Source organism: Microbacterium azadirachtae (genome assembly GCF_000956505.1).
Taxonomy (GTDB): Bacteria; Actinomycetota; Actinomycetes; order Actinomycetales; family Microbacteriaceae; genus Microbacterium; species Microbacterium azadirachtae_A.
Genome location: NZ_JYIX01000040.1, coordinates 319,795 through 344,327 on the forward strand (window position 1 = coordinate 319,795; position 24,533 = coordinate 344,327).

A 24,533-nucleotide genomic window follows, 5' to 3' on the forward strand; every position below is an offset into this window, starting at 1 on the left:
CGATCTCTTAGTGGCCACCACCGTCGCCGCCGGGACCGCCCTCACCCCAGAAGTCCTCATCCGGCCATTCGGTCAGATCCCCCATCTCGCGAGCGAGTCTGCGGAAACGATCCGCCTCGAGCGCGTCTCCACGCTGCCACAGCATGATCGCGAGGTTCAGAGCGCTGAAGGCATCTCCCGTCGCGATGCCCTCCAGGTACGCGTTCATCGCGCCGGCCTGGTCGTGCAGCTCATCGCAGAGGAGGTTGCCCAGAAGCAGCGCAGCCCCATATTCCTGCTGCTGCACGAGTGGCTGGAGTATTGCGGCGGCTTCCTGGTATGCGCCCCTCGCCCTGAGGACCTTGGCGTATTCCACCCCTGCCCACGGGTGTTCCGTCGCTCCCTCGCGCAGCAATGCCTCGACATCGGCGCTGCCCTCCCCGATCGTGTTCCTGGCTCGTCCGAGCAGCGCAGCGATCTTGGCGGATTCGCCCGCTCCACGGCGCCGCGCGTTCTCCAGCAACGGAATCGCCTGCTCATGAGCTCCGAACCACTCGAGAGCCTCCGCGAGCACCAGCACCCCCTCTTGGGATCCCGCCTCGACCGCCGATCGCATGATCGCCATTGCGAGAAGCTCCGACCCCGGAACCTCCCAGAGCGCCGTGCCAAGAAGGAACATCGCCTCCGCGTCGCTCGCCGCGCCTTGAATCTCGCCGACCGCTTCCACTGCGATCTCGCGTGGCAGAGGCCCATCGAGACCGGCTATCGCCTCCGGCGAAGCCGCGGCACGCACGAGCGCGACCAGTGTCGGATAGTCGCCCGCCGAAAAGGCCGAGCGGATCCGGTCGCCATCGATCATCCGCCCAATGTACGGCCTCACAAGACTCCTGTGCGCCGACTACGGTACTCGTTCGGCTCGCCCGGAGGCGGGCTCGCGCAGGGCGCTGAGCCCTACAGCGACTTCTGCAGGAACAGCACGTCCAGGGTGCGGCCGAATTTCACGCCGACGCCCTTCAGATGCCCGGCGTCCACGAAGCCGTACCGGTGGTGCAGGGCGATCGACGCCGCAGCCGCCGTCGGCTCGATGACCGCGATGAGCTCGTGCAGACCCGCCTTGGCCGACGCGTCCAGCAGCGCCTCCAGAAGGGCCTTCCCCAGTCCGCGCCCTGCGGCGTCGGGGCTCAGGTAGATCGTGTTCTCCGCGCTGAACCGATAGGCCGACTTCGCACGCCAGTGCTGCGCGTACGCGAAGCCGAGCACGACGCCGGCGGCGTCCTCCGCGACCAGGAAGGGCAATCCGGTCGATGCGAGCAGCTCGTGCTTGTGCTCCCAGACCGCGAGCTCCGTCTCCTCCTCGTCGAAGGTGACGGTGCTCGTGCGAACGTAGTGGTTGTAGATGTCGCGGACCGCGGCGAGGTCCTCCGTCCGCGCCGCACGGATGCCCGCGGCGGGCGCCGGCTGCGGCGTCTCCGCCGCGGCGGGCGTCTGCGGGACAGCCGGGGCGTCGCTCATGCGATCCTCCAGTCGACGGGGGCGGCGCCCTGTTCCTCGAGCAGCGCGTTGACGCGGGAGAACGGCCTGGATCCGAAGAATCCGCGGCTCGCCGAGAGCGGCGACGGATGCGCCGAGGCGACGATCGGGGTCTCGCCGAGCATGGGCCGAAGGCCTTCGGCGTCACGGCCCCACAGAAGCGCGACGAGCGGGACGTCCCGCGCGACGAGAGCGCGGATCGCGAGCTCGGTGACCTTCTCCCAGCCCCACCCACGATGCGAGGCGGGCGTGCCGGGGCGCACCGTGAGCACCCTGTTCAGCAGCATGACGCCCTGGTCGCTCCACGCCGAGAGGTCGCCGTGCGGCGCCGGCGCGATGCCGAGGTCCGTCTCGAGCTCCCGGTAGATGTTGCCGAGGCTGCGCGGCAGCGGCCGCACGGACCGGTCCACCGCGAAGGACAGCCCGATCGGATGCCCCGGGGTGGGATACGGATCCTGTCCGACGATGAGCACCTTGACGTCTGCGAGGGGGCGGGAGAAAGCGCGCAGCACGTTCTCACCGGCGGGCAGATAGCCCCGTCCCGCCGCCGTCTCCGCGCGGAGCCGGTCGCCGAGCTCCGCAACGAGCGGGGCGACGGGGGCGAGCGCCTCGGCCCAGCCCTCGTCGAGCCGACCGTCCGCGGCGAGTTCGGCCAGCGACTTCGGCATCAGAGCGCCGCCCGGTCGCTCGAGACGGTCACGCCCTCGGAGCCGGCGAACACGCGCCAGACGCTGCCTTCGCCGGCGATCCGCAGGCCCTCGGCGTCCGCGATGAGCACCGTGCTCTCGTCGATCCCGAGGCCGCCGTCGATCGCGCCCGCCTCGGTCGCGGCGATCAGGCGGCTGAGCGTGCCCCACTGCGCGACATGCACGTCGATCGCGACGTCGACCAGACCGATCCCGGAGACGACCGTGATCTCGTCGAGGTCCTCCGCGGTCTCCTCGGGGGCGATCGCCACCTCTCCGATCCGCCAGCCGCCGAGGATCGCGCGCTCGGCAGCGATCATGGCGCCGGCCGAGAAACCGAGGTACGGGGTGCCGCCCTGCACCGCGGTGCGGATGACGTCGTATCCGGCCTCGAGCGCCGAGTGGTAGGCGGGGGTCAGGCCCCCGCCGATGACGATCGCGTCGACGCCGTCGAACACGCCGGGATCCACGACGTCGCTCAGTCCCACGGTCACGACGGTGGCGTCGATGGGCGTCGCCCCGTCGGCGGTGAGCGCGTCCAGGAGGTCGCCCGCATGCTTCGTCGATGCGTCCTCGCGCACGGTCACCACCACGACGGACGGCCGCTCGCGTCCCGCCGCCGCGGCGAGCGCCGTCGCCTCCGCCGTGAACGGCGCGTACGCGGCGCGGCCGAACCCGCCGCCGACCAGGTGCACTCCCACGGTCAGTCCTCTCCTCGCGGGCGCAGCGGCCCTCGTGCGAGCAGGTGCGCGGCGGCCTGTGCCACGGGGCGGATCACGACGAGGTCGAGGTTCACGTGCCCCGGCGCGTTCAGGGCGTAGGCGATCACGTCGGCGACGTCCTCCGCGACCAGCGGCGCCTCGACGCCCGCATAGACCGCCTCGGCGGCGACCTCGTCCCCGCCGAGCCGGCGCAGGGTGAACTCCTCGGTGTGCACGAGGCCCGGCGCGATCTCGGTCACCCGGATCGGCTCCCCGTTGAGCTCCTGGCGCAGCACCTGCGGGATCATCGACTCCGCGGCCTTCGCCGCGTTGTAGCCGGATCCGCCAGGGTAGGCCTGACGTGCGGCGGTCGAGGTGAGGAACAGCAGGTCGGCGTGGCCGCCGTCCCCCGCCGCAGCGCGCAGCTGCGGCAGCAGCGCCGCCGTGAGCTGCTGCACGGCGAGCACGTTCGCCTCGAACATCCACCGCCACTTCTCCGCGGATCCATCCTCGACCCGCTCCGTGCCGCGGGCGCCACCGGCGACGTGCACGACCGCGTGCAGCGGACCGGTCTCCGCGAGGTGCTCCGCGAGACCAGCGATCTGCTCCGCATCGGTGAGGTCGGCCGCGTACGCGGTGGACCCGGTCTCCGCGGCGAGCGCCTGCAGACGGTCCTCGCGGCGGGCGACCCCCACGACGTCCCAGCCGCTCGCACGCAGCGCTCGTACCGTCGCCTCGCCGATCCCGGTGCTCGCGCCCGTCACGACCGCGCGTCTGCTGTTCTGGGGACCGTCGTTCGTCACGCTGTTCGCCATGCGACAACGCTACGGGATCCGCGAGCGCGCTTCGACGACCGATCGCGCCGGATCGCCTCGGTCGATCCGCGGGATTCCGCGGCCGGGGCGTGTTACGTCACATTTCTCGCGCCTTGTTGACAGCGCCCACCTGTTCGTACTCTCGATGCAACGCCACCGGTCCTCGCACCCGTCGAGGAACCACGGCCCACCTGCCCTGCGACGCGGTTCCGGTGTCGCGCATCCATGAAGGAGACATCATGACCGCTGCGGAGAACTGGCGCTTCGAGACCAAGCAGATCCACTCCGGCGCCGCGCCGGACCCCGTCACGAAGGCTCGCGCGACTCCGATCTACCAGACCACGTCGTACGTGTTCGACAACGCGGACCACGCGGCGAACCTGTTCGCCCTGGCCGAGTTCGGCAACATCTACACCCGGATCCAGAACCCGACGCAGGATGTGCTCGAGCAGCGCCTCGCCGCGCTCGAGGGCGGCACCGGCGCCCTCGTGCTCGCCTCCGGGCAGGCCGCGTCGACGTTCGCGATCCTCAACATCGCCCAGGCCGGGGACCACTTCGTCTCGAGCTCCTCGATCTACGGCGGCACCTACAACCTCTTCAAGTACACGCTCGCCAAGCTCGGCATCGACGTCACGTTCGTCGAGAACCAGGACGACATCGAGGAATGGCGCCGCGCGGTCCGCCCGAACACGAAGCTGTTCTTCGCGGAGACGATCGGCAACCCGCAGATCAACGTCCTCGACATCAAGGGCGTCGCTGACTCCGCGCACGAGGCCGGCGTGCCGCTCATCGTGGACAACACGATCGCGACCCCGTACCTGATCCGTCCGTTCGAGCACGGCGCGGACATCGTCGTGCACTCCGTCACCAAGTTCCTCGGCGGCCACGGCACCACGATCGGCGGCGCGATCATCGACGGCGGATCCTTCGCCTGGTCGCAGAACGTGGAGAAGTTCCCCGGACTCACCGAGCCGGACCCCTCCTACCACGGCGCCAGCTACACCGCCGCGGTCGGCGACGGCCTCGCCTACATCATCAAGGCCCGCGTGCAGCTGCTGCGCGACCTCGGATCGGCCATCGCCCCGCAGAGCGCCTGGAACCTCATCCAGGGCATCGAGACGCTGTCGCTGCGCATCGAGCGCCACGTGCAGAACGCGCAGGAGATCGCCGAGTGGCTGGACGGCCGCGACGACGTCGCCAGCGTGAACTACTCCGGTCTGCCCACCTCGCCCTGGTACGCGGCGGCGAACACCTACGCCCCCAAGGGCGTCGGCGCCGTGCTGTCGTTCGAGCTGAAGGGCGGCGTGGACGCCGGCCGCGAGTTCGTGAACAGCCTTTCCCTGTTCAGCCACCTCGCCAACATCGGCGACGTGCGCTCGCTCGTCATCCACCCCGCCTCCACCACGCACGCCCAGCTCACCCCGGAGCAGCAGCTCACCGCGGGTGTCACCCCTGGTCTCGTGCGCCTCTCGGTGGGCCTCGAGAACATCGATGACCTGAAGGCCGACCTCGACCAGGCCCTCATCGCCGCGCGCAAGGTCTCCGAGGCCGCCCGCGCCTGACCACGTCCCTGAGCGGGGGTGTCCCGGGTCCTCGGATCCGGACACCCCCGCTTTCGTGTGCGCTCACTCCGCCCGCACTGTGCGCCGACGCCCCCTCTGAGGATCCACACCCCCTCTGAGATGCGTACCTGCGCGGGGGCGCCGACACTGCAAGGGGGCGTCGACGCCAGGCGGGTCGTGCGGAGGCGATCGGTCCGCACAGGCCTGCGTCCACGCGGGTTTCGCACGGATCACGGAGGCAGCGCGCCGCCCGCGTGCGCCGGCGGGCAGGCTACGCGGATGAAGACGACCATCGGCCTCACGCAGGCACGCGATCTGCTGAAGACGCGCGAAGAGCTTCTCGACTCCGGATCCACCCCGCGGGAGATCCGCTCTCTGGTCGCCGAACGCCGGCTGATCCGGGTGCGGCGCGACCGCTACGTCGAGGCGGCGACGCACGACGATCTCTGGAGCGAGGGTCGTCACCTCCTCGCCGTGATGGCGGCCCACCTCAACGCGGATCCCCCTGGTCCCGTGTTCTGGGGACCTTCCGCGGCCGTCCTCCTCGGCCTGCCCCTCTACCGCCTCACCCCACACAAGGTGCACACGGTCGTCCTCGGTGCGCGGCACGGTCGCACCCGCGCGGGCATCGCACAGCACGGCGTCGGGATCGATGACGCGGACATCGTCGACATCGACGGAATCCGGTGCACCTCGCTTGACCGCACGGTACTCGACCTCGCCTGCACGACCCCGCCCGGGGCGGGGCTGTCCGCAGCCGACGCCGCGCTCAGACGCGTCGCCGTCGAGGGACATCGCCAGGATCCCGACCGCGCCGCCGACTGGCACCGGCGGATGTCCCTGCGCGCCGCCGCCGTCCGCTCCCGCGGCGTCCGCCGGGCGCGCTGGATCCTCGACTTCGCGGATGGCCGCGCTCAGCTGCCGGGTGAGAGCGTCAGCCGGCTGCAGCTGCACCGCATCGGGTTCACGGGCCTCGAGCTCCAGCCACACGTGATCGGATCCGAGGGCGACGAGTACTGGATCGACTTCGGCTTCCCGCACAACCGGGTCTTCGGCGAGTTCGACGGTCGGGGCAAGTACGTGGATCCGGAGATCCGCCGCACGCGCAGCGCCGAAGACGCGGTGCTCGCGGAGAAGCGTCGAGAGGACGACGTCCGGGGCGTCACCGGCTGGCGCTTCGCCCGCTGGGAGGACCGCCACGTCCGCTCTCCCGACGCGCTCGCGGCCCGCCTGCGTGCCTTCGGCGTCCGCCCGCCCGCCTGACGGAGGCCTCGACGCCCCCTCTGAGCATCCATGCCCCCGCGGAGGGACGCATCCGCGAGGGGGCGCGGATGCTGCGAGGGGGCGCCGACGCAACACGTCCCGACACCCGCGGGACCGTAACCTTCCGCGCACACCGTCCGGCACCCGGGAGAATGGATCCATGGACTGGCAGACGACCTCGGAGGACACGGTGCCCTCGGCGCGCGTGTCGGAGGCGGACGCCCGCCTGCTGCGCGCCCGCCCGCCGTCCACCGGCGCCTGGCGCGACGGGGATCCCGCGGGCGACCGCCGGTTCGAGGCCTTCGGGCCGTTCCGCACCGAGGGCGGGGCCGAGCTGCCGCTGATCCGGCTCGCGTACGAGTCCTGGGGCGAGCTGAACGAGGCGCGCGACAACGCGATCCTGATCCTGCACGCGCTCACCGGCGACAGCCACGTGATCGGCGAGGCCGGCCGCGGGCATGCGACGAGCGGATGGTGGGGCGAGATCGTCGGCCCCGGCTGCGCGATCGACACCGACAAGTGGTTCGTGATCGCCCCGAACATGCTGGGCGGATGCCAGGGATCCACGGGACCCGCGAGCATCGCGCCGGACGGCTACGAGTGGGCCTCGCGCTTCCCCTACCTCACGATCCGCGACCAGGTGGCCGCACAGGTGCTGCTGGCGGACGCGCTCGGCATCGCGCGCTGGGGCGCCGTGATCGGCGGATCCATGGGCGGCATGCACGCCCTGGAGTGGGCCGTCGGCCATCCGGAGCGCGTCGAGCGGCTGGCGATCCTGTCCTCTCCCCCGATCACGACCGCCGACCAGCTCGCCCTCAACTTCGTGCAGCTCGAGACGGTGCGGATGGATCCGCGCTTCGCGGGCGGCGAGTATTACGACGCGCCCGTCGGCGAGGGCCCGCACCGCGGCCTCGCCCTGGCGCGGCGCATGGCCCTGCTGAACTACCGCAGCCCGATCGAGCTGAATCAGCGGTTCCAGCGCTCCTGGCAGTCCGACGTGTCGCCGCTGGGTCAGGGCGGACGCTACGCGGTCGAGAGCTACCTCGACTTCCACGGCAACAAGTTCACCCGGCGGTTCGACGCGAACAGCTACCTGACGCTCGTGGAGGCGATGAACTCGCACGACATCGGGCGGGACCGCGGCGGCGTCGAGGACGCGCTCAAGCGGGTGACGGCGACGACTCTCGTGCTCGGCATCGACACCGACCGGCTGTTCCCGGTCGACGGCCAGCACCGCATCGCCCGCGGCATCCCGCACACGCTGGACGGGAACGAGGCCGTCGTACTCGCGAGCGACTTCGGCCACGACGGCTTCCTCATCGAGACCGACGACGTCGGCACGCACCTGGGGCGCCTGCTCGCGTCCTGAACGACGACGCCACGGCCCGGCTCACAGGGCTCACGGCGCTCACGGCGCTCACGGACCCGAGCGGCTCAGACCCGCTCGTACCGCCACACCGGCTTCTCCGCGACGAGCCGATGGCGCGCGCCGGGTGCTCCCCCGGCGAGCTCATCGCCGTCCCAGTAGAAGATCCTGCCGTTCTCGGAGGGCTCCATCCGCGTCCGGAAGACGGCGGGATCCGGCACGCGCGCGAGGGCGAACGCCTCCTGCACCGTGGCCGCGCCGAGCAACCCGTGCAGTGTGCGCCAGGTCGGCGGCATGAGCGAGATCTCGCCGGCATCGTTCGCGGCCAGGGCCGCGTCCGGCGCGAACCAGCGCACGTCCACCGCCTCGTCCTCCGCCGCGACCGCCCCTGTACCGGGATCCTCCGCGAGGAAGAACCAGGTCCGCACGCGCTTCGGGATCCCCTCCGGCGGCACCCAGCACGAGAGCAGCACGAGCCGTTCCAGGGCCAGCCTCACCTCCTCGGCGGTCTCGCGCAATGCTGCCCGTCCGGCATCCTCGCTCTCCTCCGCACCCGCGACGCGGTCTCCGGGTTCGAGCATCCCGCCGGGGAACACCCAGGCGCGCGCGAACGAGCCGCGGTCCGGACGGCGCATCAGCAGCACCTCGATCCCGCGCGCCCCGTCGCGCAGGATCACCGCGGTGCCCGCGACGGGCAGGTCCTCGTCTTCGGCGGAGCTCATCCGCCCATGCTAGGTCGCACGGGGTGCGTGCGCCTCAGCGTGCCTGCGATCCGAACCGGCTCAGACCAGGTCGCGCACCCGTACGGATCCCGTCTCGGTGTGGAAGCGGCGCTGCACGGAGTAGGAGGTGATCGCGACGCCGAGTCCGACGACGGCGAGCCCGGCCCCGACCCAGGACGGCGCGGCGAAGCCCCATCCCCATGCGATCACGAGTCCGCCGAGGAAGGCGCCGAGGCTGTTGCCGATGTTCAGAGCGGAGTGGTTCAGCGCCGCGGCGATCGACTGGTTGTCGCCTGCGACCTCCATGAGCCGGGTCTGGATCGCCGGGCTCAGGATCGAGGAGAGCAGCGCCATGACGAACGAGAGCGGCACGAGCAGCCAGATCGAGAACGACAGGATCGCGAGCAGCACGAGCACCACGGACATCGCGCCGAGCCCCACGAGCAGCGTGAGGCGCAGATTGCGGTCGCCGAAGTACCCGCCGAGCAGGTTGCCCACCGTCATGCCGAGGCCGAACACGACGAGCGTGACCGGCACCATCCACTGCGGCGCTCCGGCGCGTTCTGTGACGACCGGCGCGATGTAGCTGTAGACGGCGAAGAATCCCCCGAAGCCGATGGCCCCGGTGCCGAGAGCGAACCACACCTGGGGGCGGCGGAACACGCGCAGCTCGGAGCGGAACGTACGGCCGGGATCCCCCTCGTGCTCTGGCACGAAGAACGCGATACACACCGTGGCGATCGCGAACACGATCGTCACGACGAGGAAGGCGCTGCGCCAGCCGACGTGCTGCCCGAGATAGGTTCCCGCCGGCACGCCGACCACGTTCGCGATCGTGAGACCGGTCAGGATGAACGCCACGCCCTTGGCCCGCTTGCCGGGGCCGAGCACGTCGGAGGCGACGAGGGCGCCGATCCCGAAGTAGGCGCCATGCGGAAGCCCCGCGATGAAGCGCGCGAGTCCGACCGTCTCGAAGGTCGGCAGCACCACGGCGAGACCGTTGCCGAGGGTGAGCGCGATCGCGAGGCCGATCATCACCCTGTGGCGCGGGAAGCGCGCGACGAGGCCCGCGATGGTGGGGGCGCCGAGCACCACGCCCAGGGCGTAGAGCGACACCAGGATGCCGGCGCGGCCGATCGCCTCATCGGGGTTCTGCGCCCAGAGCTCCGGCAGCAGATCCTGCGCGATGTTCGGGAGCAGGCCCATGGCGACGAACTCGGTCATGCCGATGCCGAAGCTGCCGATGGCGAGGGAGAGGAGCGCCCGCTTCGCCGCACCCCTCGAGAGGCTCGAGGGTTTCATCCGTCCAGCTTAGAGGTTGCCGGAGTCCTCGATCGCGCGCTCGAGGCGCTCGATCTTGCCCTCGATCTCGCCCGTGTAGCCGGGGCGGATGTCGGCCTTGAGAACGAGGGACACGCGGGATCCGAACGGCATGACGGCCTCGGTGGCGCGCTTGACGACGTCCATGACCGTGTCCCAGTCCGGGCCCTCGATCTCGGTGAACATGCTCGTGGTGCGGTGCGCGAGCCCGGAGGCGCGGACCACCGCCACGGCGGCGGCGACGGCGTCGTGCACCGAGGCGTCGGCGCTCTCCGAGCGCTCGGGGGCGGATCCGCTGGGGGCGACGGAGAAGGCGACGAGCATCAGGACCTCCGGGTATCGGGGAGTTCGGGGGCGAGGGACGAGGCGCGACGCACCGGGGTGCGCACGATCGCGCGGATCGCGATCACGCAGATGACCACGACCAGGATGTTGCGGGCGCTCAGCAGGGCGATCGGCAGTGCCTCGGCCGCCAGCAGATGGTCGTACACGACAGGGTAGACCGCCTGGGTGAGCGCGTAGTCGAGGAGCACGAGGATCGCGGGGATCCGCACCCGGGGGCCGTCGAACAGACACCACAGCACGAGCGGGGCGAGCATCCACACCTGGAACTGCGGCGAGCCCACCTTGTTGCACGCGATCAGGATCGCGACGAGGGCGAGCATGGTCGCCGGCAGCAGGCGCCGCGCCGAAGCCCCGGCGCGCAGCTTCCACAGTGCGAGCGCCGCCACAGCGATCACGCCCACGACCATGAGCGGGGTGAGCAGCGCGGCGACGACGTCGACGCCAGGGCCGGCGAGCTGGAAGGTCAGGATCTGGCGGTCGTACTGGATGCGTGTCACTCCGACCTGGGTGAGCCACAGCAGCGGAGTCGCACCGACCGCCTCGATCTGCAGGCCGCGGCCGCTCATCTGGCTGAGGAAGCCGAGCAGGTTCCTGGACCCGCCCAGCAGCACGAGTCCCAGCACGACGACGAACGTGACGATCGCGGCCGAGACGATCATGCGGATCCGGCCGCGCAGCAGCGCGAGCGCCGCAACGAACAGCGCGCCGGGCCAGATCTTGATCCAGGCGCCGATCGTGAACAGCGCGCTCGCGACCGCAGGACGGGAGAACAGCCACAGCCCGCCGATGATCGCGAGCGGCACGGTGATCGCGTCGATCCGGAACATCGCGATGGGGCCGAGCAGCACGAGCGCGATCATCCAGACCAGGGCGGCGCCGCGGCGGATCCGGCTGCGGCGTGCCACGGTTCCGCGCAGCAGGAACGCGAATCCCACGGCATCGAGCGCCGTCACCAGGATCGACCAGGCGACGACGTAGCTTGCGGAGCCGACGGCGTACGACCCGGGGAACAGCGGGTGGATGAGCTGCGACAGCCCCTGCGCGATGAGCATGGGCACGAGGGCGAGCTGCGGGTAGACCCAGCTCTCCGTGACGCCGACGATCGCTCCTCCGCCGAGGGCGTTCCTCGCCCACGGCTCGTACACGAAGACCGTGTCGCCCATCGGCAGCGCGGGCATCCTCCACCCGATCATCGCGACATAGAGGTGCGCGACGACGAACGCGAGCCACAGCACCGTGAGCGGCAGACCGGCCCTGCGCAGGGCCGCGGATGCGCGCCCGGTGGCGCCTCTGGTCGGTTCGGCACGGGTCGCGCCCGTCGGCTCGGCACCGCTCACGCGCGGCCCTCCTCGGTCTCTTCGTGGTGTTCGATGTGTTCGCGGTGTTCGTCGTGCTCGCTGCCCTGGTCCTCGCCGAGCACCAGGGCGACCGCCGCCGGCAGAGCGTCCGCGACGTCGAGCGCGACGATCGGATGCGCTGGACCCCCTTCTCCGGCGCCGGACGCCGCCTCGGTGCCGGATGCGATCCGCCCGGCGACGCCGTGCAGCCACGCGGCCGTGGCCGCCAGCTCGGCGAGCGAGGTCGTCCCGCCCGCCGCGCGGTCCGCGGCGACGATCGCGCCGAGCACGCCGCCCAGCACATCTCCGGTCCCGGCGGTCGCGAGCCAGGGCGTTCCGGTCCCGACGGCGATCACGGCCGTGGCGTCGGCGACGAGCGTGGTGGCGCCCTTGAGCAGCACGGCGCCGCCCAGCGCTTCAGCGGTCTCGCGCACCGCTTCCGCGCGCGCGGCGGGATCCTGCAGCGTGTCGGAGGAGAGCCCGGCGAGTCCCACGGTCGCCCGCAGTCGCAGGAACTCCCCCGCGTGCGGGGTCGCGATCACGGGAGCGGCGGTCGCGGGGAGCAGATCCAGCGCACCCGCATCCACGACGACGGGATCCGACCCCGCCAGCAGCGCCCGCAGCGCCGAAGTCTCGGAATCGGGGCGAGTCGTGGCGTCGGTGCCGGATCCGATCACCCAGACGTCGGCGAGGACCGCGTCCGCGTCGGGTGTGGTCGCGACCGTCTCCGGTCGCCTCGCGAGCACGAGGTCCGCCGCGCGCCGGGGACCGACGTAGCGCACGTAGCCGCACCCGGCGCGCCAGGCGCCCTCGACGCCGAGCACCGCCGCACCCGGATACGCGTCGGATCCGGTCCGCAGAGCCACGACGCCGCGGCTGCGCTTGTCGTCGCGGTCGCCCGGCACGCGCAGCAGGCGGCGGACGTCGCGGCCCGTCCACACGCGGCGGCTCTGCGCGTCGAACGCGCCGGCGGACGGAGAAGGCATGGGATCAAAGGTACTGGGCCGAGGCTGTGCGCGCCGCCGCCGGGACGTCGCAGGGCGGATCCGGACCTCGCGCGCCTGCACCCCCTCCACGACGGGTAGCGTCGTCCCGTGAGCCTCCTGTTCTCCCCGCTGACCATCCGCTCCCTCACCCTGCGCAACCGCCTGTGGGTCTCCCCCATGTGCATGTACAGCGCCGTCGACGGCGTGCCGCAGGAGTGGCACCACACGCATCTCGCACAGTTCGCCTCGGGCGGCGCCGGACTCGTCGTGGCAGAAGCAACCGCCGTCGTGGCGGAGGGCCGGATCAGTCCGCGCGACACCGGCCTGTGGAACGATGCCCAGCGAGACGAGTGGAGGCCGATCGTCGACGCCGTGCACGCGCGCGGCGCGCGGATCGGGGTGCAGCTCGCCCACGCCGGCCGCAAGGCCTCGACGTGGTGGCCGTGGGCGCAGGAGCACGGCTCCGTCCCCGCCGGCGATGGCGGCTGGACGACCGTCGCGCCCTCGGCGATCCCGTTCGAGGGGTTCGCCGCGCCGGACGCCCTGGACGCCACCGCGATCGCCGGCGTCATCGCCGCCTTCGCCTCCGCCGCGCGCCGCGCTCTGGACGCCGGCTTCGATGTGCTGGAGATCCATGGCGCGCACGGCTACCTGCTGCACCAGTTCCTCTCGCCGCTCAGCAACCGCCGGGAGGACGCGTACGGCGGATCGCTGCAGAACCGGGCCCGCCTGCTGCTCGAGGTCACCGAGGCGGTGCGCCGGATCGCGGGCGACGAGGTTCCCGTGTTCGTGCGGATCTCGGCGACTGACCATGCCCCCGGCGGCTTCACGCCGGACGAGGCAGCGATCGTGGCGGACTGGGCGGTCGCGCACGGCGCGGACCTCATCGACGTCTCGAGCGGCGGACTCGTCGCGCACCAGCGCATCGAGGTGCATCCGGGGTATCAGGTGCCGCTCGCCGCGGCCGTGCGCCAGGGCGGTCGCATCCCCTCCTCCGCGGTGGGGCTGCTGACCAGCGGCGCGCAGGCCGAGGCCGTGCTCGCCGAGGGCTCCGCGGACGCGATCTTCGCCGGGCGGGAGTGGCTGCGCGACTCGCACTTCGGCCTGCGCGCCGCCCACGAGCTCGGCGACGAGATCGCCTGGCCCGACCAGTATCTGCGCGCCCGCTGGCGCTGAGCAGCGAGCGCAGCGCCCTTCGTCTCGCCTTCGGCTCGTTCAGGGACCGATCACAGGACGGTTCCTGAGCGAGCGCAGCGCCCTTCGGCTCGCTCAGGGACCGATCACAGGACGGTTCCTGAGCGAGCGCAGATCAGCGGCCGAAGCCGCGGCGGGTGATGTCGCGCACCTCGCCGACGAGCTCCTCGATGATGTCCTCCAGGAACAGGATCGCCGTCGTCTCACCGGCCGCGTCGCGCACCTGCGCGAGGTGGCGGCCCGCACGCCGCATGATCGCGAGCGCGTCCTCAAGGTCGGTGTCCTCCTGCATCGGCACCATCTGGTGGATCCGCTTCGCGGGGATCGGCGCGGCCGCGCGCGCCGCCGCATCCGGTCCCTCGGCAGAGCGGATCACGTCCTTCAGGTGCACGTAGCCCACCGGCACGCCCTCGGGATCGACCATGACGTAGCGCGAGAAGCCGTGCTTGGCGACGGCACGCTCGACATCGTCAGGGGTCGCGCCGAGCGGCAGCGTCACGAGGCCCGCGAGCGGCACGGCGACGTCGCTCGCGTCCTTATCCGTGAACTCCACCACCGCGCTGACCGTGCCCGCGGAGTCGGTGAGCATGCCCTCGCGCCGGGACTGGTCCACGATCGTGGCGACCTCGTCGAGCGTGAACGTCGAGGCGGCCTCGTCCTTCGGCTCGACGCGGAACAGCCGCACGACGCCGTTGGCCGTGGCGTTCAGCGCGCGGATCACGGGATAGAAGATCTTCGAGATCCACACCAGTGGCGTCGCGAGGATCAGCACGGCCCTGTCCGGCACCGAGAACGCGAGATTCTTCGGCACCATCTCGCCGAACACCACGTGCAGGAACGACACGATGACCAGCGTGATGATGAACGCGATCGCGTCGACCGCCCCCTCCGCCAGACCGAGCGCGCCCAGGGGCGCGGCGAGCAGGTGGTGCATCGCGGGCTCGGAGACGTTCAGGATCAGCAGCGAGCACACGGTGATGCCCAGCTGCGAGGTCGCCAGCATGAGCGTGGCGTGCTCCATCGCGTACAGGGCGGTGCGCGCGGAACGGGATCCGCGCTCGGCGAGCGGCTCGATCTGCGAACGGCGCGCGGAGATCACCGCGAACTCCGCCGCGACGAAGAACGCGTTGAAGGCGAGCAGCACGAACAGCCATGCGATTCCGGCCCAGTCGCTCATCGCTCGCCCCCTTCCTCGGTCGCTGCCTCAGGCGTGAAGCGGACCCGATCCACCCGGCGGCCCTGCATGCGCACGACGTGCAGGATGCCGCCCGGCACGGGCACTTCGTCCCCGGCCTTGGGCAGGCGCTCCAACACGCTCATCACGTAACCGCCGATCGTGTCGTACACGTCGCCCTCCGGCACCTCGATGCCGGTGCTCGCGCGCAGCTCGTCGGGGCGCAGCTCCGCGGGGAAGGTGATCCCGTCGCGGCCCTTCACGACGCCTGCCCTGCTGCGATCGTGCTCGTCCGACACCTCGCCGACGATCTCCTCGACGAGATCCTCGAGGGTCACGATCCCGGCCGTGCCGCCGTACTCGTCCACGACGATCGCGAGCTGGTACCCGCCGCCGCGCAGCTCCGCCACGAGCGCGTCGAGGTGCACGGTCTCCGGCACCCGCAGCGGCTCGGAGGCGAGCGCGCCCACCGGCACCTCGGTGCGGCGATCACGCGGCACCGACACGGCCGCCTTCAGGTGCACGACGCCCGTGATGTCGTCGAGGTCCTCGTCGAACACGGGGAAGCGGCTGTGGCCGGTGCGCCGGGCGAGGCCGATGACGTCGTCGGCGGAATCCGCCGCGGCGATCGCGTGCATGCTGGGCCGCGGGGTCATCACGTCGCCCGCGGTCAGCCGGGCGAACCCGAGGCTGCGATCCAGCAGCGTCGCGGTGTCCTCCTCGAGCAGGCCGGCGCTCGCGGAACGGCGCACGAGCGAGCTGAGCTCCTCCGCCGAGCGGGCACCGCTGAGCTCCTCCTTGGGCTCGATGCCCATCGCCCTCAGCACGCCGTTGGCGCTCCCGTTCAGCACCGAGACGATGGGGCGGAACACCACGGTGAACGCGGTCTGGAAGGGGATGACGACCCTGGCCGTGGCCACCGGCAGCGCCAGCGCGAAGTTCTTCGGGACGAGCTCGCCGAGGATCATCGACAGCGTCGTGGCGATCGTCATGGCGACGATCACGGCGATCGTGACCGTGACCGCCTCGGGGATCCCCCACGAACCGAGCACCGGACGGAGCAGGTTCGACAGCGCCGGCTCCATCGTGAAACCGGTCAGCAGCGTCGTGAGCGTGATGCCGAGCTGCGCCGACGACAGATGCGTCGACGTGATCTTGAGCGCAGCGATGGTCATGCCGAGACGGCTCTCGCCGCGATCCCGTCGCGCCTCCAGATCGGCGCGGTCGAGGTTGACCAGTGCGAACTCGCTGGCGACGAACAGTCCCGTCCCCACGATGAGCAGAAGCCCCACGCCCAACCAGATGTAATCCATCACGGTGTCACCTCCGACGAAGCGGAGAGCAGGCAGTGGGGCGATGTACTACACGAGGGAGGGTCGTCCATGGTGCGAACGATTCTACTGTGCGGCTGAGGAGGCGAAGCTGAGCGGATGCCCGATCCCGGATGCGTTCACCAGCTGACCGGCAGCGCCTTGCCCTCTTCGTAGCCCGCGGCGGACTGCAGGCCGACCAGAGCGCGCTCGTGGAACTCGGGTACGGACGAGGCGCCGGCGTAGGTGAAGGAGGAACGCACGCCCGAGGTGATCATGTCGAGCAGGTCCTCGACGCCGGGACGGAGCGGATCCAGATAGATCTTCGAGGACGAGATGCCCTCGGCGAACAGCTCCTTGCGTGCGCGCTCGTAGGCGTCGAGACGACCGAAGCGCGCCTGCACCGCCTTGGTCGAGGCCATGCCCCAGGACTCCTTGTAGAGGCGCCCCTCGGCGTCGATCTGCAGCTCGCCCGGCGCCTCGATCGTGCCGGCGAACCAGGATCCGACCATGACCGACGCGGCTCCTGCGGCGAGCGCGAGGGCGACGTCGCGCGGGTAGCGCACTCCCCCGTCCGCCCACACGTGCGCGCCGAGCTCGGCGGCGGCCTGCGCGGTCTCCAGCACGGCGGAGAACTGCGGACGACCGACCGCGGTCATCATGCGGGTGGTGCACATCGCGCCCGGTCCGACGCCGACCTTCAGGATCGATGCGCCGGCCTCGACGAGATCGCGCACGCCGTCGGCGGTGACGATGTTGCCCGCGACGATCGGGATGCCGAGCTCGAGCGCCGACACCGTGCGCAGGGCACGGAGCATGCCCTCCTGGTGGCCGTGTGCGGTGTCGACCACCAGGACATCGACCCCGGCCGCTGCGAGGGCCTTGGCCTTGGCGGCGACGTCGCCGTTGATGCCCACGGCCGCGGCCACGGCGAGGCGCCCAGACGCATCGACCGCGGGACGGTACAGCGTGGAGCGCAGCGCGCCGCGCGCGGTCTGAGTGCCGACGAGGTGCCCGTGCTGGAGCACGCACACCATCTCGGCCTCCACGGCGGTGATCGCGTCGAAAGCGGCACGAGGGTCGGCGATGTCCTCCGCGTCGAGCGACGGCGAGTCCGCACGGACCAGGTCGCCCAGCTGTGCATCCCGCAGCGCGGTCGCGAGGCGGACCGCGGGCAGAATCCCGTGGATCGCGTCGACGTGCAGGCCGTCCGGTCCGCCCGGTGCATCGGCGACCACGATGCCGTGGCCGTCGGTGACCGGCAGCAGCCGGAGCGCGTCCTCCACGGTGGCCAGCGGCGAGAGCACGAGCGGGGTGTCCCAGGACACCGGCTGGCGCTTGACCCAGCGGATCGCCTCATCCAGATCCTGCAGCGGCATGTCCTGCGGCAGCACGCCGATACCGCCACGGCGCGCGAGGGTCGCCGCGAGTCGAGGACCGGTCACCGAGTTCATGTTCGAGGACACGAGCGGGATGGTGGCGGGGGTGCCGTCCTGCGGTGCGAGATCGACCTGGAGGCGGCTCGTCACGTCCGAGCGGCGCGGCACCAGGAACACGTCGGAGTAGGTGAGGTCGACCATGGGTGCTTCGCCGGAGAACTGCATGCTCTCAGGGTAGCCGCCCCCGCCCGGATCGCCTCGGGATCGCGTCCGGCGGACCGCCGGGGACGACCTTGGGACGGGGCGGCGGCGAAAGGTCCTGCCATACGCCGCGATCCACGCCCGCACCGCACCTCCGACACGTTAGGCTTGACACCCGGATGAGTGGCCATACCCGGAGACCACCGGGGACGGATCCCACCAGATTCAGCGATGAAAGAGGGCGATCGAGCGTGTCGAGCCAGGTGACCGGCGTCGGGACTTCTGGAGATGGAGAGTTCGGGGCCAATTCCTGGCTCGTCGACGAGCTGTACGAGCAGTTCAAAGTCGATCGCAACTCCGTCGACAAGGAGTGGTGGCCGGTCCTCGAGAACTACCATCCCTCCCAGCCCTCGGCGGCACCCGCCGCCCCCTCCTCCCCCGCGGCCGCGCCGGCCGCTGCCGCCGATACGCATCCGGTGACCGCGCCGATCCCGGTGATCGGCCAGCAGCCGGTCGCGCGCACGACGACGAAGCCCGCGCGCCAGGCCCCGATCCCCGCCCAGGCGCAGGACCGCACCGCCGCGGAGCCCGGCACCGAGCAGCACGAGGACGTCGTCACGCCGCTGCGCGGCATGCCGAAGACGCTCGCCGCCAACATGGACGAGTCGCTCACGGTGCCGACCGCGACGAGCGTGCGCACGGTTCCGGCGAAGCTGATGATCGACAACCGCATCGTCATCAACAACCACATGTCCCGCACGCGCGGCGGCAAGGTGAGCTTCACGCACCTCATCGGCTGGGCGCTGATCCAGGCGCTCAAGGAGTTCCCGAGCCAGAACGTGTACTACGCAGAGGTCGACGGCAAGCCCAGCGTCGTCGCCCCCGCGCACGTGAACCTCGGCATCGCGATCGACATCCCGAAGCCCGACGGCACCCGCGCCCTGCTCGTTCCGAGCATCAAGCGCGCCGAGACCCTCACCTTCAGCGAGTACCTGTCGGCCTACGAGGACCTCATCGGCCGTGCACGAGGCAACAAGCTGACCGCCGCCGACTTCCAGGGCACCACGCTGTCCCTCACGAACCCCGGCGGCATCGGCACCGTGCACTCCGTGCCGCGCCTGATGAAGGGCCAGGGCTGCATCATCGGCGCCGGCGCCCTCGAGTATCCGGCCGAGTTCCAGGGTTCGAGCCAGAAGACGATCGACGTGCTCGGCATCGGCAAGACGATCACGCTCACCTCGACCTATGACCACCGCGTCATCCAGGGCGCGGGCTCGGGCGAGTTCCTGAAGAAGGTGCACGAGCTGCTGATCGGCGAGCGCGGCTTCTACGAGAGCATCTTCCGCGCCCTCCGGATCCCCTACGCGCCGATCCGCTGGAACAAGGACATCGCGGTCGACCTCGCCGAGCGCATCGACAAGACCGCGCGCGTGCAGGAGCTCATCAACTCCTACCGCGTGCGCGGCCACCTGATGGCCGACATCGACCCGCTCGAGTACGTGCAGCGCACGCACCCCGACCTCGAGATCGAGACGCACGGACTCACCTTCTGGGATCTGGACCGCGAGTTCGTCACGAACGGCTTCGGCGGCCAGCGCCAGCTGAAGCTGCGCGAGATCCTCGGTGTGCTCCGCGACTCCTACTGCCGCACGCTCGGCATCGAGTACATGCACATCCAGGACCCGGATCAGCGCCGCTGGTTCCAGGACAAGGTCGAGGTCAAGTACGTCAAGCCCGGCCACGACGAGCAGCTGCGCGTGCTCAGCAAGCTCAACGAGGCCGAGGCCTTCGAGACCTTCCTGCAGACGAAATACGTGGGCCAGAAGCGCTTCTCGCTCGAGGGTGCGGAGTCGCTCGTCCCGCTGCTGGACGAGATCCTGCAGGGCGCAGCCGGCGCGGGCCTCGACGGTGCCGCGATCGGCATGGCGCACCGCGGCCGGCTGAACGTGCTCGCGAACATCGCGGGCAAGACGTACGGCCAGGTGTTCCGCGAGTTCGAGGGATCCATGCAGCCGGGCAACCAGCGCGGATCCGGCGACGTGAAGTACCACCTCGGCAAGGAGGGCACCTTCGTCGCCGACGACGGCGCCGAGCTGCCGATCCTCCTCGCCGCGAACCCCTCGCACCTGGAGACCGTCGACGGCGTGCTCGAGGGCATCGCCCGCGCCAAGCAGGACCGCAAGCCGATCGGCACCTTCACCTGGCTGCCGATCCTCGTGCACGGCGACGCGGCCTTCGCCGGCCAGGGCGTCGTCGTGGAGACCCTGCAGATGTCGCAGCTGCGCGGCTACCGCACCGGCGGCACGATCCACGTGGTCGTGAACAACCAGGTCGGCTTCACCACGCTGCCCAACGACTCGCGCACCTCCGTGTACGCGACCGACGTCGCCAAGACGATCCAGGCACCGGTCCTGCACGTGAACGGCGACGACCCCGAGGCCGTGGTGCACGTGGCCCAGCTCGCGTTCGAATACCGCGAGCGCTTCCACCGCGACATCGTGATCGACCTCGTCTGCTACCGCCGCCGCGGTCACAACGAGGGCGACGACCCGTCGATGACGCAGCCGCTGATGACCGACCTGATCCAGGCGAAGCGGTCGGTGCGCAGCCTCTACACCGAGTCGCTCGTCGGCCGCGGCGACATCACGCAGGAGGAGTACGACCAGGCCAAGGCCGACTTCCAGAACCGCCTGGAGATCGCCTTCGCGGAGACGCACGCGGCGGAGACCGGCGCCACGCCGATCGCCCCCGACCTCCCGCCGGTCGACGAGCACATCGGCACGCCCGACGTCACCGGCGTGCCGCTCGAGGTCGTGCATCTCGTCGGCGACGCGCACGCGAACAAGCCCGAAGGCTTCACCGTGCACCCGAAGCTGCAGCAGGCGATGGACAAGCGCGTCGACATGAGCCGCAACGGCTCGATCGACTGGGGCTTCGGCGAGCTGCTCGCGTTCGGTTCGCTGCTCGTCGAGGGCACCCCGGTGCGCCTCGCCGGCCAGGACTCGCGCCGCGGTACCTTCGTGCAGCGCCACGCGGTCCTGCACGACCGCGCGAACGGTCAGGAGTGGCTGCCGCTCGCGAACCTCTCCGACAACCAGGCCCGCTTCTTCGTCTACGACTCGCTGCTCAGCGAATACGCGGCGCTCGGCTTCGAGTACGGCTATTCGGTGGAGCGTCCCGAGGCGCTGGTGCTCTGGGAGGCGCAGTTCGGCGACTTCGTGAACGGCGCGCAGTCGGTCATCGACGAGTACATCTCCGCGGCCGAGCAGAAGTGGGGCCAGCAGTCGAGCGTCGTGCTGCTGCTGCCGCACGGCTACGAGGGCCAGGGGCCGGACCACTCGTCCGCCCGCATGGAGCGCTTCCTGCAGCTGTGCGCGCAGGACAACATGACCGTGGCGCGTCCTTCCACGCCGGCGAGCTACTTCCACCTGCTGCGCCGCCAGGCGTACGCGAAGCCGCGCAGGCCGCTCATCGTGTTCACGCCGAAGGCCATGCTGCGTCTGCGCGGCGCGACCAGCCCGGTGGAGGACTTCACCCGGGGCCGGTTCGAGACGGTCATCGACGACACCCGCGAGCTGGACCGCAACGCCGTCAAGCGCGTGATCTTCCACTCCGGCAAGGTGCACTGGGATCTGGTCTCGGAGCTCGAGAAGAACCCGAACCCCGAGGTCGCGCTGGTGCGTGTCGAGCAGCTCTACCCCGTGCCGCTGCGCGCGCTGAAGGCCGTGGCCGACACGTACCCGAACGCGGAGATCGTGTGGTTGCAGGAGGAGCCGGAGAACCAGGGCGCCTGGCCGTTCCTCGCGCTGCACTTCCAGACCGTGCCCGGCCCGCGAGTCGTGCGTCCGATCACGCGTCCCGCGTCGGCGGCGCCGTCGACCGGATCCTCGAAGGTGCACGCCGCGGAGCAGGCGGATCTGCTCTCGCGGGCGCTGACCCTCTGAGCGGTCCGCTCAGCCGATCGACGCGGTGTCCCGGTTCTCCGGGGCACCGCGTCGTCGTTCCCGCGCCTGGCGCACCACGGTCACGGCGAGCGCGAGGACCGCGACGGCGGCGGGGACCACGAGCGCGACTCCGGCGAGCAGCAGCAGTCCGACGGTGCAGACCGAGGCGATCACCGCCATCCACCAGCCCGGCGTCCGCCGCGGCAGGATCCGGATCGCGGCGATCATGCCGATCGTGTAGACGGCGACCATGCTCGCGGTGTGGATGAGGATGAACGGCTGCAGGTCGAACCCTGTCGCCCAGGTCACGGCGAAGTAGGCCAGGACGAGTGCCATCGAGAGCAGCAGGGCGCGCCGCGGCACCGCACCGGACTCGGCGCCCTTCGCGAACCAGCGCGGCAGATCGCCGTTGGACGCGAGGGACGCGCCGAGCTTGCCGAACGCGGCGAGGTACACGTTGAGCACCCCGAGCGCGACCACCGCCGACACCACGCCGATCAGGGTCGGCGCCGCGCGCACCCCTCCGGCCTCTGCAAGATCGAGCAGGACGACGTCGCCGTGCCCCGCCCGCTCCCCCAGGGCTCCGACCGTCACGACCTGCAGTGCGAGATAGGATCCGCCGGCGAGCACCAGGGTGATGGCCGTCGCGAGCGGGATGGTGCGTCGCGGCCGCGCGAACTCCCCGGAGATGTGCGTGCCGACCTCCCAGCCGGCGAACGCCCACACGAACATCACGATCGCGGTGCCCACCCCGCCCCACCCGTGCGGCAGGAACGGCGTGAAGCTCTCCGGTCGCACGGCGGGCGCCGCCACCGCGACCACCACCACGACGATCGCGAGCAGCAGGCCCGTGAGCACCAGCTGCAGCCAGCCGGTGAGCCGCACTCCGAACAGGTTGGCGACGAACGGCACCACGAGGAACCCGAGGGCGAGCCACGGGATGCCGGCGCTGTCGATCCCCACCGCCGTCGCGATGTAGCGTGCGCCGAGCACCGACACGACGGGACCTCCGGCCGCGACGCCGAAGAGGAACCAGTACCCGGTGGCCCTGGCCGCGGTCGGCCCGAGGGCGCGACGTGCGTAGCTCGCGACGCCACCCGGATCCGGATGACGGGCGGCGAGCGCGGCGAACGCCCCGGCGAGCGGCACCGCCAGGAGCGTGATCACCCCCACCGCGATGAGACTGGCGGGGCCGGCGGTCTTCGCCGCGAGCCCCGGGAGCACGAGGAGGCCGGTACCGAGGACCGAGGCGAGATACAGCGCGATCCCCTGCGCGAGGCCGAGCCCCGATGGCGCGCGCGTGCCGAGATCGGCGCCATCGGATCCCTCGGCGGGGCGGAGTGCGGTCATGCCCTCACGGTAGCGAGGGCATCGGACATCTCAGTACCAGATCGTGAGGGCGGGCGCCGCGGCGGTGCCGAATGCGTTCTGGATCGCCGCCGCCGTCTCCGCCGACGCCGAGATCCGGCCGGCTGCACGCAGGGTCGGCGCGCTCACGCCGCCGAGGTACAGCGAGGAGAGCGCGTCGACGCCGAGCTCGACGTCGGGCGCATCGGTCGTGACGTCGATGACGCCCTTCCCGTCCTGGCCGACCCGGAGACGCCAGGATCCCTCGGCGAGTCCGAGCGGATCCGACACCCGCAGCACGAGATCGAGCGGGGCGCGGTAGGAGCGCGCCCCGAGCACGGCGGGCACGTCGAGGATCCGCAGCCAGCCGTGGTCGTGCACCGTGGTCTGCACCGCGCGCTGGTTGGCGACGAGCCAGGGCAGCGGATCGTCGATCGGGCGGAGGTCCGCGTGCACGGTGCGGATCAGGTCGTGGTTGACGGCGAAGGCCCAGAGCGCGCGCAGCGCCTCCGGCGTCTCGGCGTCGAGATGGCGGATCGCGAAGTCGGCGCCGAACTCGTCTGGCAGCTCGTCGAGCGTGTACGCGAGCACGCCGCGGGTGCCGCCATCGGCGTCGACCGCCCTCACTCCGCGGACCGCGCGGGACCTCTCATCCCCCGGCACGAGCCCCGCCATCCGACGCCAGCGCAGCGGCCAGCCAGGGATGTCTCCCGGGCGATCGAGACGAGCACGCTCATGCACCTCGCCGAGCGCCGCCAGCAGTGCCTCGGGCTCGAGGTACTCGACCGTCGTCGCGCCGTCCGCCGCCGGCAGCGTGACTCCGCCGGCGCGCCGTGCGTCGACGCGCACGCGCGACACGGGGATCGCCGGACCGAAGCCGTAGCGGCCGTAGATCGTCGCCTCGGTGGCGGTGAGGCCCGCGATCGGGACGCCGGCCGAGGCCGCCGCGCGGAGCTCCCCCTCCAGGAGGTTGCGCGCGATCCCGCGCCGGCGATGCGTCGCGGCGACGGTGACGATGCTGATCGCCCACATGTCGAGGTGCGCTCCGGCGTCGCCCGGCACGGTCATCGGCGTCACCCAGGAGTCGACGGTCGCGACAGGAAGGTCGGCACCGGGCGCGTACACGCCGATGTTGCGCCGCCCCGACATCATCTCGCCCATGACGCGGATCGTCTCGTCGTCGGGCTCCTTGTCCAGGAAGCCCCGGGCGTCGGCCCGCGCGAATCCGCGCAGTTGCGCCGGATCCGAGAGGTCGACGACGCGGTACTCGAGACGGGAGGCGCTCAGGCGCTCCTGCGAGGTCGGGTCGACGGGGACGTCACGGGCGTCGAGGTCTGCCATGCCCCCAGCCTAACCACGGCCGCCGACGATG

General features: G+C 71.3%; 20 protein-coding genes. 5 read left to right on the forward strand and 15 right to left on the reverse strand.

The window, feature by feature from the left end; translation table 11 throughout:
• Positions 1-7: 7 nt before the first annotated feature.
• From RS86_RS19485 to RS86_RS19505, 5 genes are all read right to left on the reverse strand, one after another.
• On the reverse strand, positions 8-838 hold the full coding sequence (locus RS86_RS19485) for a hypothetical protein (RefSeq protein WP_152642240.1): 831 nt from the start codon (positions 836-838) through the stop codon (positions 8-10).
• Between the two features lie 92 nt (positions 839-930).
• On the reverse strand, positions 931-1,491 hold the full coding sequence (locus RS86_RS19490) for a GNAT family N-acetyltransferase (protein WP_045273909.1): 561 nt from the start codon (positions 1,489-1,491) through the stop codon (positions 931-933).
• Positions 1,488-2,177, reverse strand: a complete 690-nt coding sequence (locus RS86_RS19495) for a uracil-DNA glycosylase (RefSeq protein ID WP_045273910.1) — start codon at positions 2,175-2,177, stop codon at positions 1,488-1,490. Before RS86_RS19495 ends, RS86_RS19490 begins: the two co-directional genes overlap by 4 nt.
• Complete coding sequence (locus RS86_RS19500) at positions 2,177-2,896, reverse strand: Type 1 glutamine amidotransferase-like domain-containing protein (RefSeq protein WP_045273911.1); 720 nt, start codon at positions 2,894-2,896, stop codon at positions 2,177-2,179. The genes RS86_RS19495 and RS86_RS19500 overlap by 1 nt, the downstream gene beginning before the upstream one ends.
• Before the next feature lie 2 nt (positions 2,897-2,898).
• Entirely contained in the window at positions 2,899-3,711 is an 813-nt protein-coding gene (locus RS86_RS19505; RefSeq protein ID WP_045273912.1) for an SDR family oxidoreductase, read from the reverse strand.
• A 239-nt stretch (positions 3,712-3,950) separates the two neighbouring features.
• Between RS86_RS19505 and RS86_RS19510 the strand changes: the two genes are divergently transcribed.
• The 3 genes from RS86_RS19510 (at position 3,951) to metX (ending at position 7,905) form a co-directional block, all read left to right on the forward strand.
• A complete protein-coding gene (locus tag RS86_RS19510) occupies positions 3,951-5,273 on the forward strand; it encodes a bifunctional o-acetylhomoserine/o-acetylserine sulfhydrylase (protein WP_045273913.1) in 1,323 nt (440 codons plus the stop codon).
• A gap of 279 nt (positions 5,274-5,552) precedes the next feature.
• A complete protein-coding gene (locus tag RS86_RS19515; RefSeq protein WP_045273914.1) occupies positions 5,553-6,536 on the forward strand; it encodes a hypothetical protein in 984 nt (327 codons plus the stop codon).
• A gap of 160 nt (positions 6,537-6,696) precedes the next feature.
• Positions 6,697-7,905 carry a homoserine O-acetyltransferase MetX gene (gene metX, locus RS86_RS19520; RefSeq protein ID WP_045273915.1) on the forward strand — a complete coding sequence of 403 codons (1,209 nt, stop codon included), beginning with the start codon at positions 6,697-6,699 and terminating at the stop codon, positions 7,903-7,905.
• A gap of 65 nt (positions 7,906-7,970) precedes the next feature.
• Here the strand turns inward: metX and RS86_RS19525 are convergent, their stop codons facing one another.
• Genes RS86_RS19525 through RS86_RS19545 form a run of 5 tightly spaced genes read right to left on the reverse strand, consistent with a single transcriptional unit; the run spans position 7,971 to position 12,612 of the window.
• The gene (locus RS86_RS19525) at positions 7,971-8,624 is read right to left on the reverse strand and encodes an NUDIX domain-containing protein (protein WP_045273916.1); all 654 of its coding nucleotides are present in this window, start codon (positions 8,622-8,624) and stop codon (positions 7,971-7,973) included.
• A 60-nt stretch (positions 8,625-8,684) separates the two neighbouring features.
• Positions 8,685-9,926, reverse strand: coding sequence for an MFS transporter (locus RS86_RS19530; RefSeq protein WP_045273917.1), 1,242 nt, complete (start codon positions 9,924-9,926; stop codon positions 8,685-8,687).
• A 9-nt stretch (positions 9,927-9,935) separates the two neighbouring features.
• Complete coding sequence (locus tag RS86_RS19535) at positions 9,936-10,268, reverse strand: thiamine-binding protein (RefSeq protein ID WP_045273918.1); 333 nt, start codon at positions 10,266-10,268, stop codon at positions 9,936-9,938.
• Positions 10,268-11,626, reverse strand: a complete 1,359-nt coding sequence (locus tag RS86_RS19540) for a hypothetical protein (protein WP_235281845.1) — start codon at positions 11,624-11,626, stop codon at positions 10,268-10,270. Before RS86_RS19540 ends, RS86_RS19535 begins: the two co-directional genes overlap by 1 nt.
• Positions 11,623-12,612: an ADP-dependent NAD(P)H-hydrate dehydratase gene (locus RS86_RS19545; protein ID WP_082076914.1), complete on the reverse strand. Its 990-nt coding sequence runs from the start codon at positions 12,610-12,612 to the stop codon at positions 11,623-11,625. Before RS86_RS19545 ends, RS86_RS19540 begins: the two co-directional genes overlap by 4 nt.
• A gap of 108 nt (positions 12,613-12,720) precedes the next feature.
• Here RS86_RS19545 and RS86_RS19550 point away from each other — a divergent pair, with 108 nt between their 5' ends.
• Entirely contained in the window at positions 12,721-13,788 is a 1,068-nt protein-coding gene (locus RS86_RS19550; RefSeq protein ID WP_045273919.1) for an NADH:flavin oxidoreductase/NADH oxidase, read from the forward strand.
• Between the two features lie 133 nt (positions 13,789-13,921).
• Here the strand turns inward: RS86_RS19550 and RS86_RS19555 are convergent, their stop codons facing one another.
• From RS86_RS19555 to RS86_RS19565, 3 genes are all read right to left on the reverse strand, one after another.
• The gene (locus RS86_RS19555; RefSeq protein WP_045273920.1) at positions 13,922-14,983 is read right to left on the reverse strand and encodes a hemolysin family protein; all 1,062 of its coding nucleotides are present in this window, start codon (positions 14,981-14,983) and stop codon (positions 13,922-13,924) included.
• Positions 14,980-16,293, reverse strand: a complete 1,314-nt coding sequence (locus RS86_RS19560) for a hemolysin family protein (RefSeq protein WP_045273921.1) — start codon at positions 16,291-16,293, stop codon at positions 14,980-14,982. Before RS86_RS19560 ends, RS86_RS19555 begins: the two co-directional genes overlap by 4 nt.
• 137 nt (positions 16,294-16,430) lie before the next feature.
• Positions 16,431-17,894, reverse strand: a complete 1,464-nt coding sequence (locus RS86_RS19565; RefSeq protein ID WP_045273922.1) for a GuaB1 family IMP dehydrogenase-related protein — start codon at positions 17,892-17,894, stop codon at positions 16,431-16,433.
• Positions 17,895-18,121: 227 nt separating this feature from the next.
• Between RS86_RS19565 and RS86_RS19570 the strand changes: the two genes are divergently transcribed.
• A complete protein-coding gene (locus RS86_RS19570) occupies positions 18,122-21,814 on the forward strand; it encodes a multifunctional oxoglutarate decarboxylase/oxoglutarate dehydrogenase thiamine pyrophosphate-binding subunit/dihydrolipoyllysine-residue succinyltransferase subunit (protein WP_200892850.1) in 3,693 nt (1,230 codons plus the stop codon).
• A 9-nt stretch (positions 21,815-21,823) separates the two neighbouring features.
• Here the strand turns inward: RS86_RS19570 and RS86_RS19575 are convergent, their stop codons facing one another.
• Both RS86_RS19575 and RS86_RS19580 read right to left on the reverse strand, forming a co-directional pair.
• Positions 21,824-23,164 carry an APC family permease gene (locus tag RS86_RS19575; protein ID WP_052680398.1) on the reverse strand — a complete coding sequence of 447 codons (1,341 nt, stop codon included), beginning with the start codon at positions 23,162-23,164 and terminating at the stop codon, positions 21,824-21,826.
• A 30-nt stretch (positions 23,165-23,194) separates the two neighbouring features.
• Positions 23,195-24,502: a GNAT family N-acetyltransferase gene (locus tag RS86_RS19580; protein WP_045273923.1), complete on the reverse strand. Its 1,308-nt coding sequence runs from the start codon at positions 24,500-24,502 to the stop codon at positions 23,195-23,197.
• Between the last annotated feature and the right edge of the window lie 31 nt (positions 24,503-24,533).

Excerpts from the sequence above, each read along its gene's own strand:
- RS86_RS19560 (WP_045273921.1), bottom strand. The coding sequence starts at position 16,293 with ATGGATTACATCTGGTTGGGCGTGGGGCTTCTGCTCATCGTGGGGACG.
- RS86_RS19505 (WP_045273912.1), bottom strand. The coding sequence starts at position 3,711 with ATGGCGAACAGCGTGACGAACGACGGTCCCCAGAACAGCAGACGCGCG.
- RS86_RS19525 (WP_045273916.1), bottom strand. The coding sequence starts at position 8,624 with ATGAGCTCCGCCGAAGACGAGGACCTGCCCGTCGCGGGCACCGCGGTG.
- RS86_RS19515 (WP_045273914.1), top strand. The coding sequence starts at position 5,553 with ATGAAGACGACCATCGGCCTCACGCAGGCACGCGATCTGCTGAAGACG.
- RS86_RS19580 (WP_045273923.1), bottom strand. The coding sequence starts at position 24,502 with ATGGCAGACCTCGACGCCCGTGACGTCCCCGTCGACCCGACCTCGCAG.
- RS86_RS19510 (WP_045273913.1), top strand. The coding sequence starts at position 3,951 with ATGACCGCTGCGGAGAACTGGCGCTTCGAGACCAAGCAGATCCACTCC.
- RS86_RS19535 (WP_045273918.1), bottom strand. The coding sequence starts at position 10,268 with ATGCTCGTCGCCTTCTCCGTCGCCCCCAGCGGATCCGCCCCCGAGCGC.
- RS86_RS19565 (WP_045273922.1), bottom strand. The coding sequence starts at position 17,894 with ATGCAGTTCTCCGGCGAAGCACCCATGGTCGACCTCACCTACTCCGAC.
- RS86_RS19530 (WP_045273917.1), bottom strand. The coding sequence starts at position 9,926 with ATGAAACCCTCGAGCCTCTCGAGGGGTGCGGCGAAGCGGGCGCTCCTC.
- RS86_RS19490 (WP_045273909.1), bottom strand. The coding sequence starts at position 1,491 with ATGAGCGACGCCCCGGCTGTCCCGCAGACGCCCGCCGCGGCGGAGACG.
- RS86_RS19555 (WP_045273920.1), bottom strand. The coding sequence starts at position 14,983 with ATGAGCGACTGGGCCGGAATCGCATGGCTGTTCGTGCTGCTCGCCTTC.
- RS86_RS19485 (WP_152642240.1), bottom strand. The coding sequence starts at position 838 with ATGATCGATGGCGACCGGATCCGCTCGGCCTTTTCGGCGGGCGACTAT.
- metX (WP_045273915.1), top strand. The coding sequence starts at position 6,697 with ATGGACTGGCAGACGACCTCGGAGGACACGGTGCCCTCGGCGCGCGTG.
- RS86_RS19545 (WP_082076914.1), bottom strand. The coding sequence starts at position 12,612 with ATGCCTTCTCCGTCCGCCGGCGCGTTCGACGCGCAGAGCCGCCGCGTG.
- RS86_RS19495 (WP_045273910.1), bottom strand. The coding sequence starts at position 2,177 with ATGCCGAAGTCGCTGGCCGAACTCGCCGCGGACGGTCGGCTCGACGAG.
- RS86_RS19575 (WP_052680398.1), bottom strand. The coding sequence starts at position 23,164 with ATGACCGCACTCCGCCCCGCCGAGGGATCCGATGGCGCCGATCTCGGC.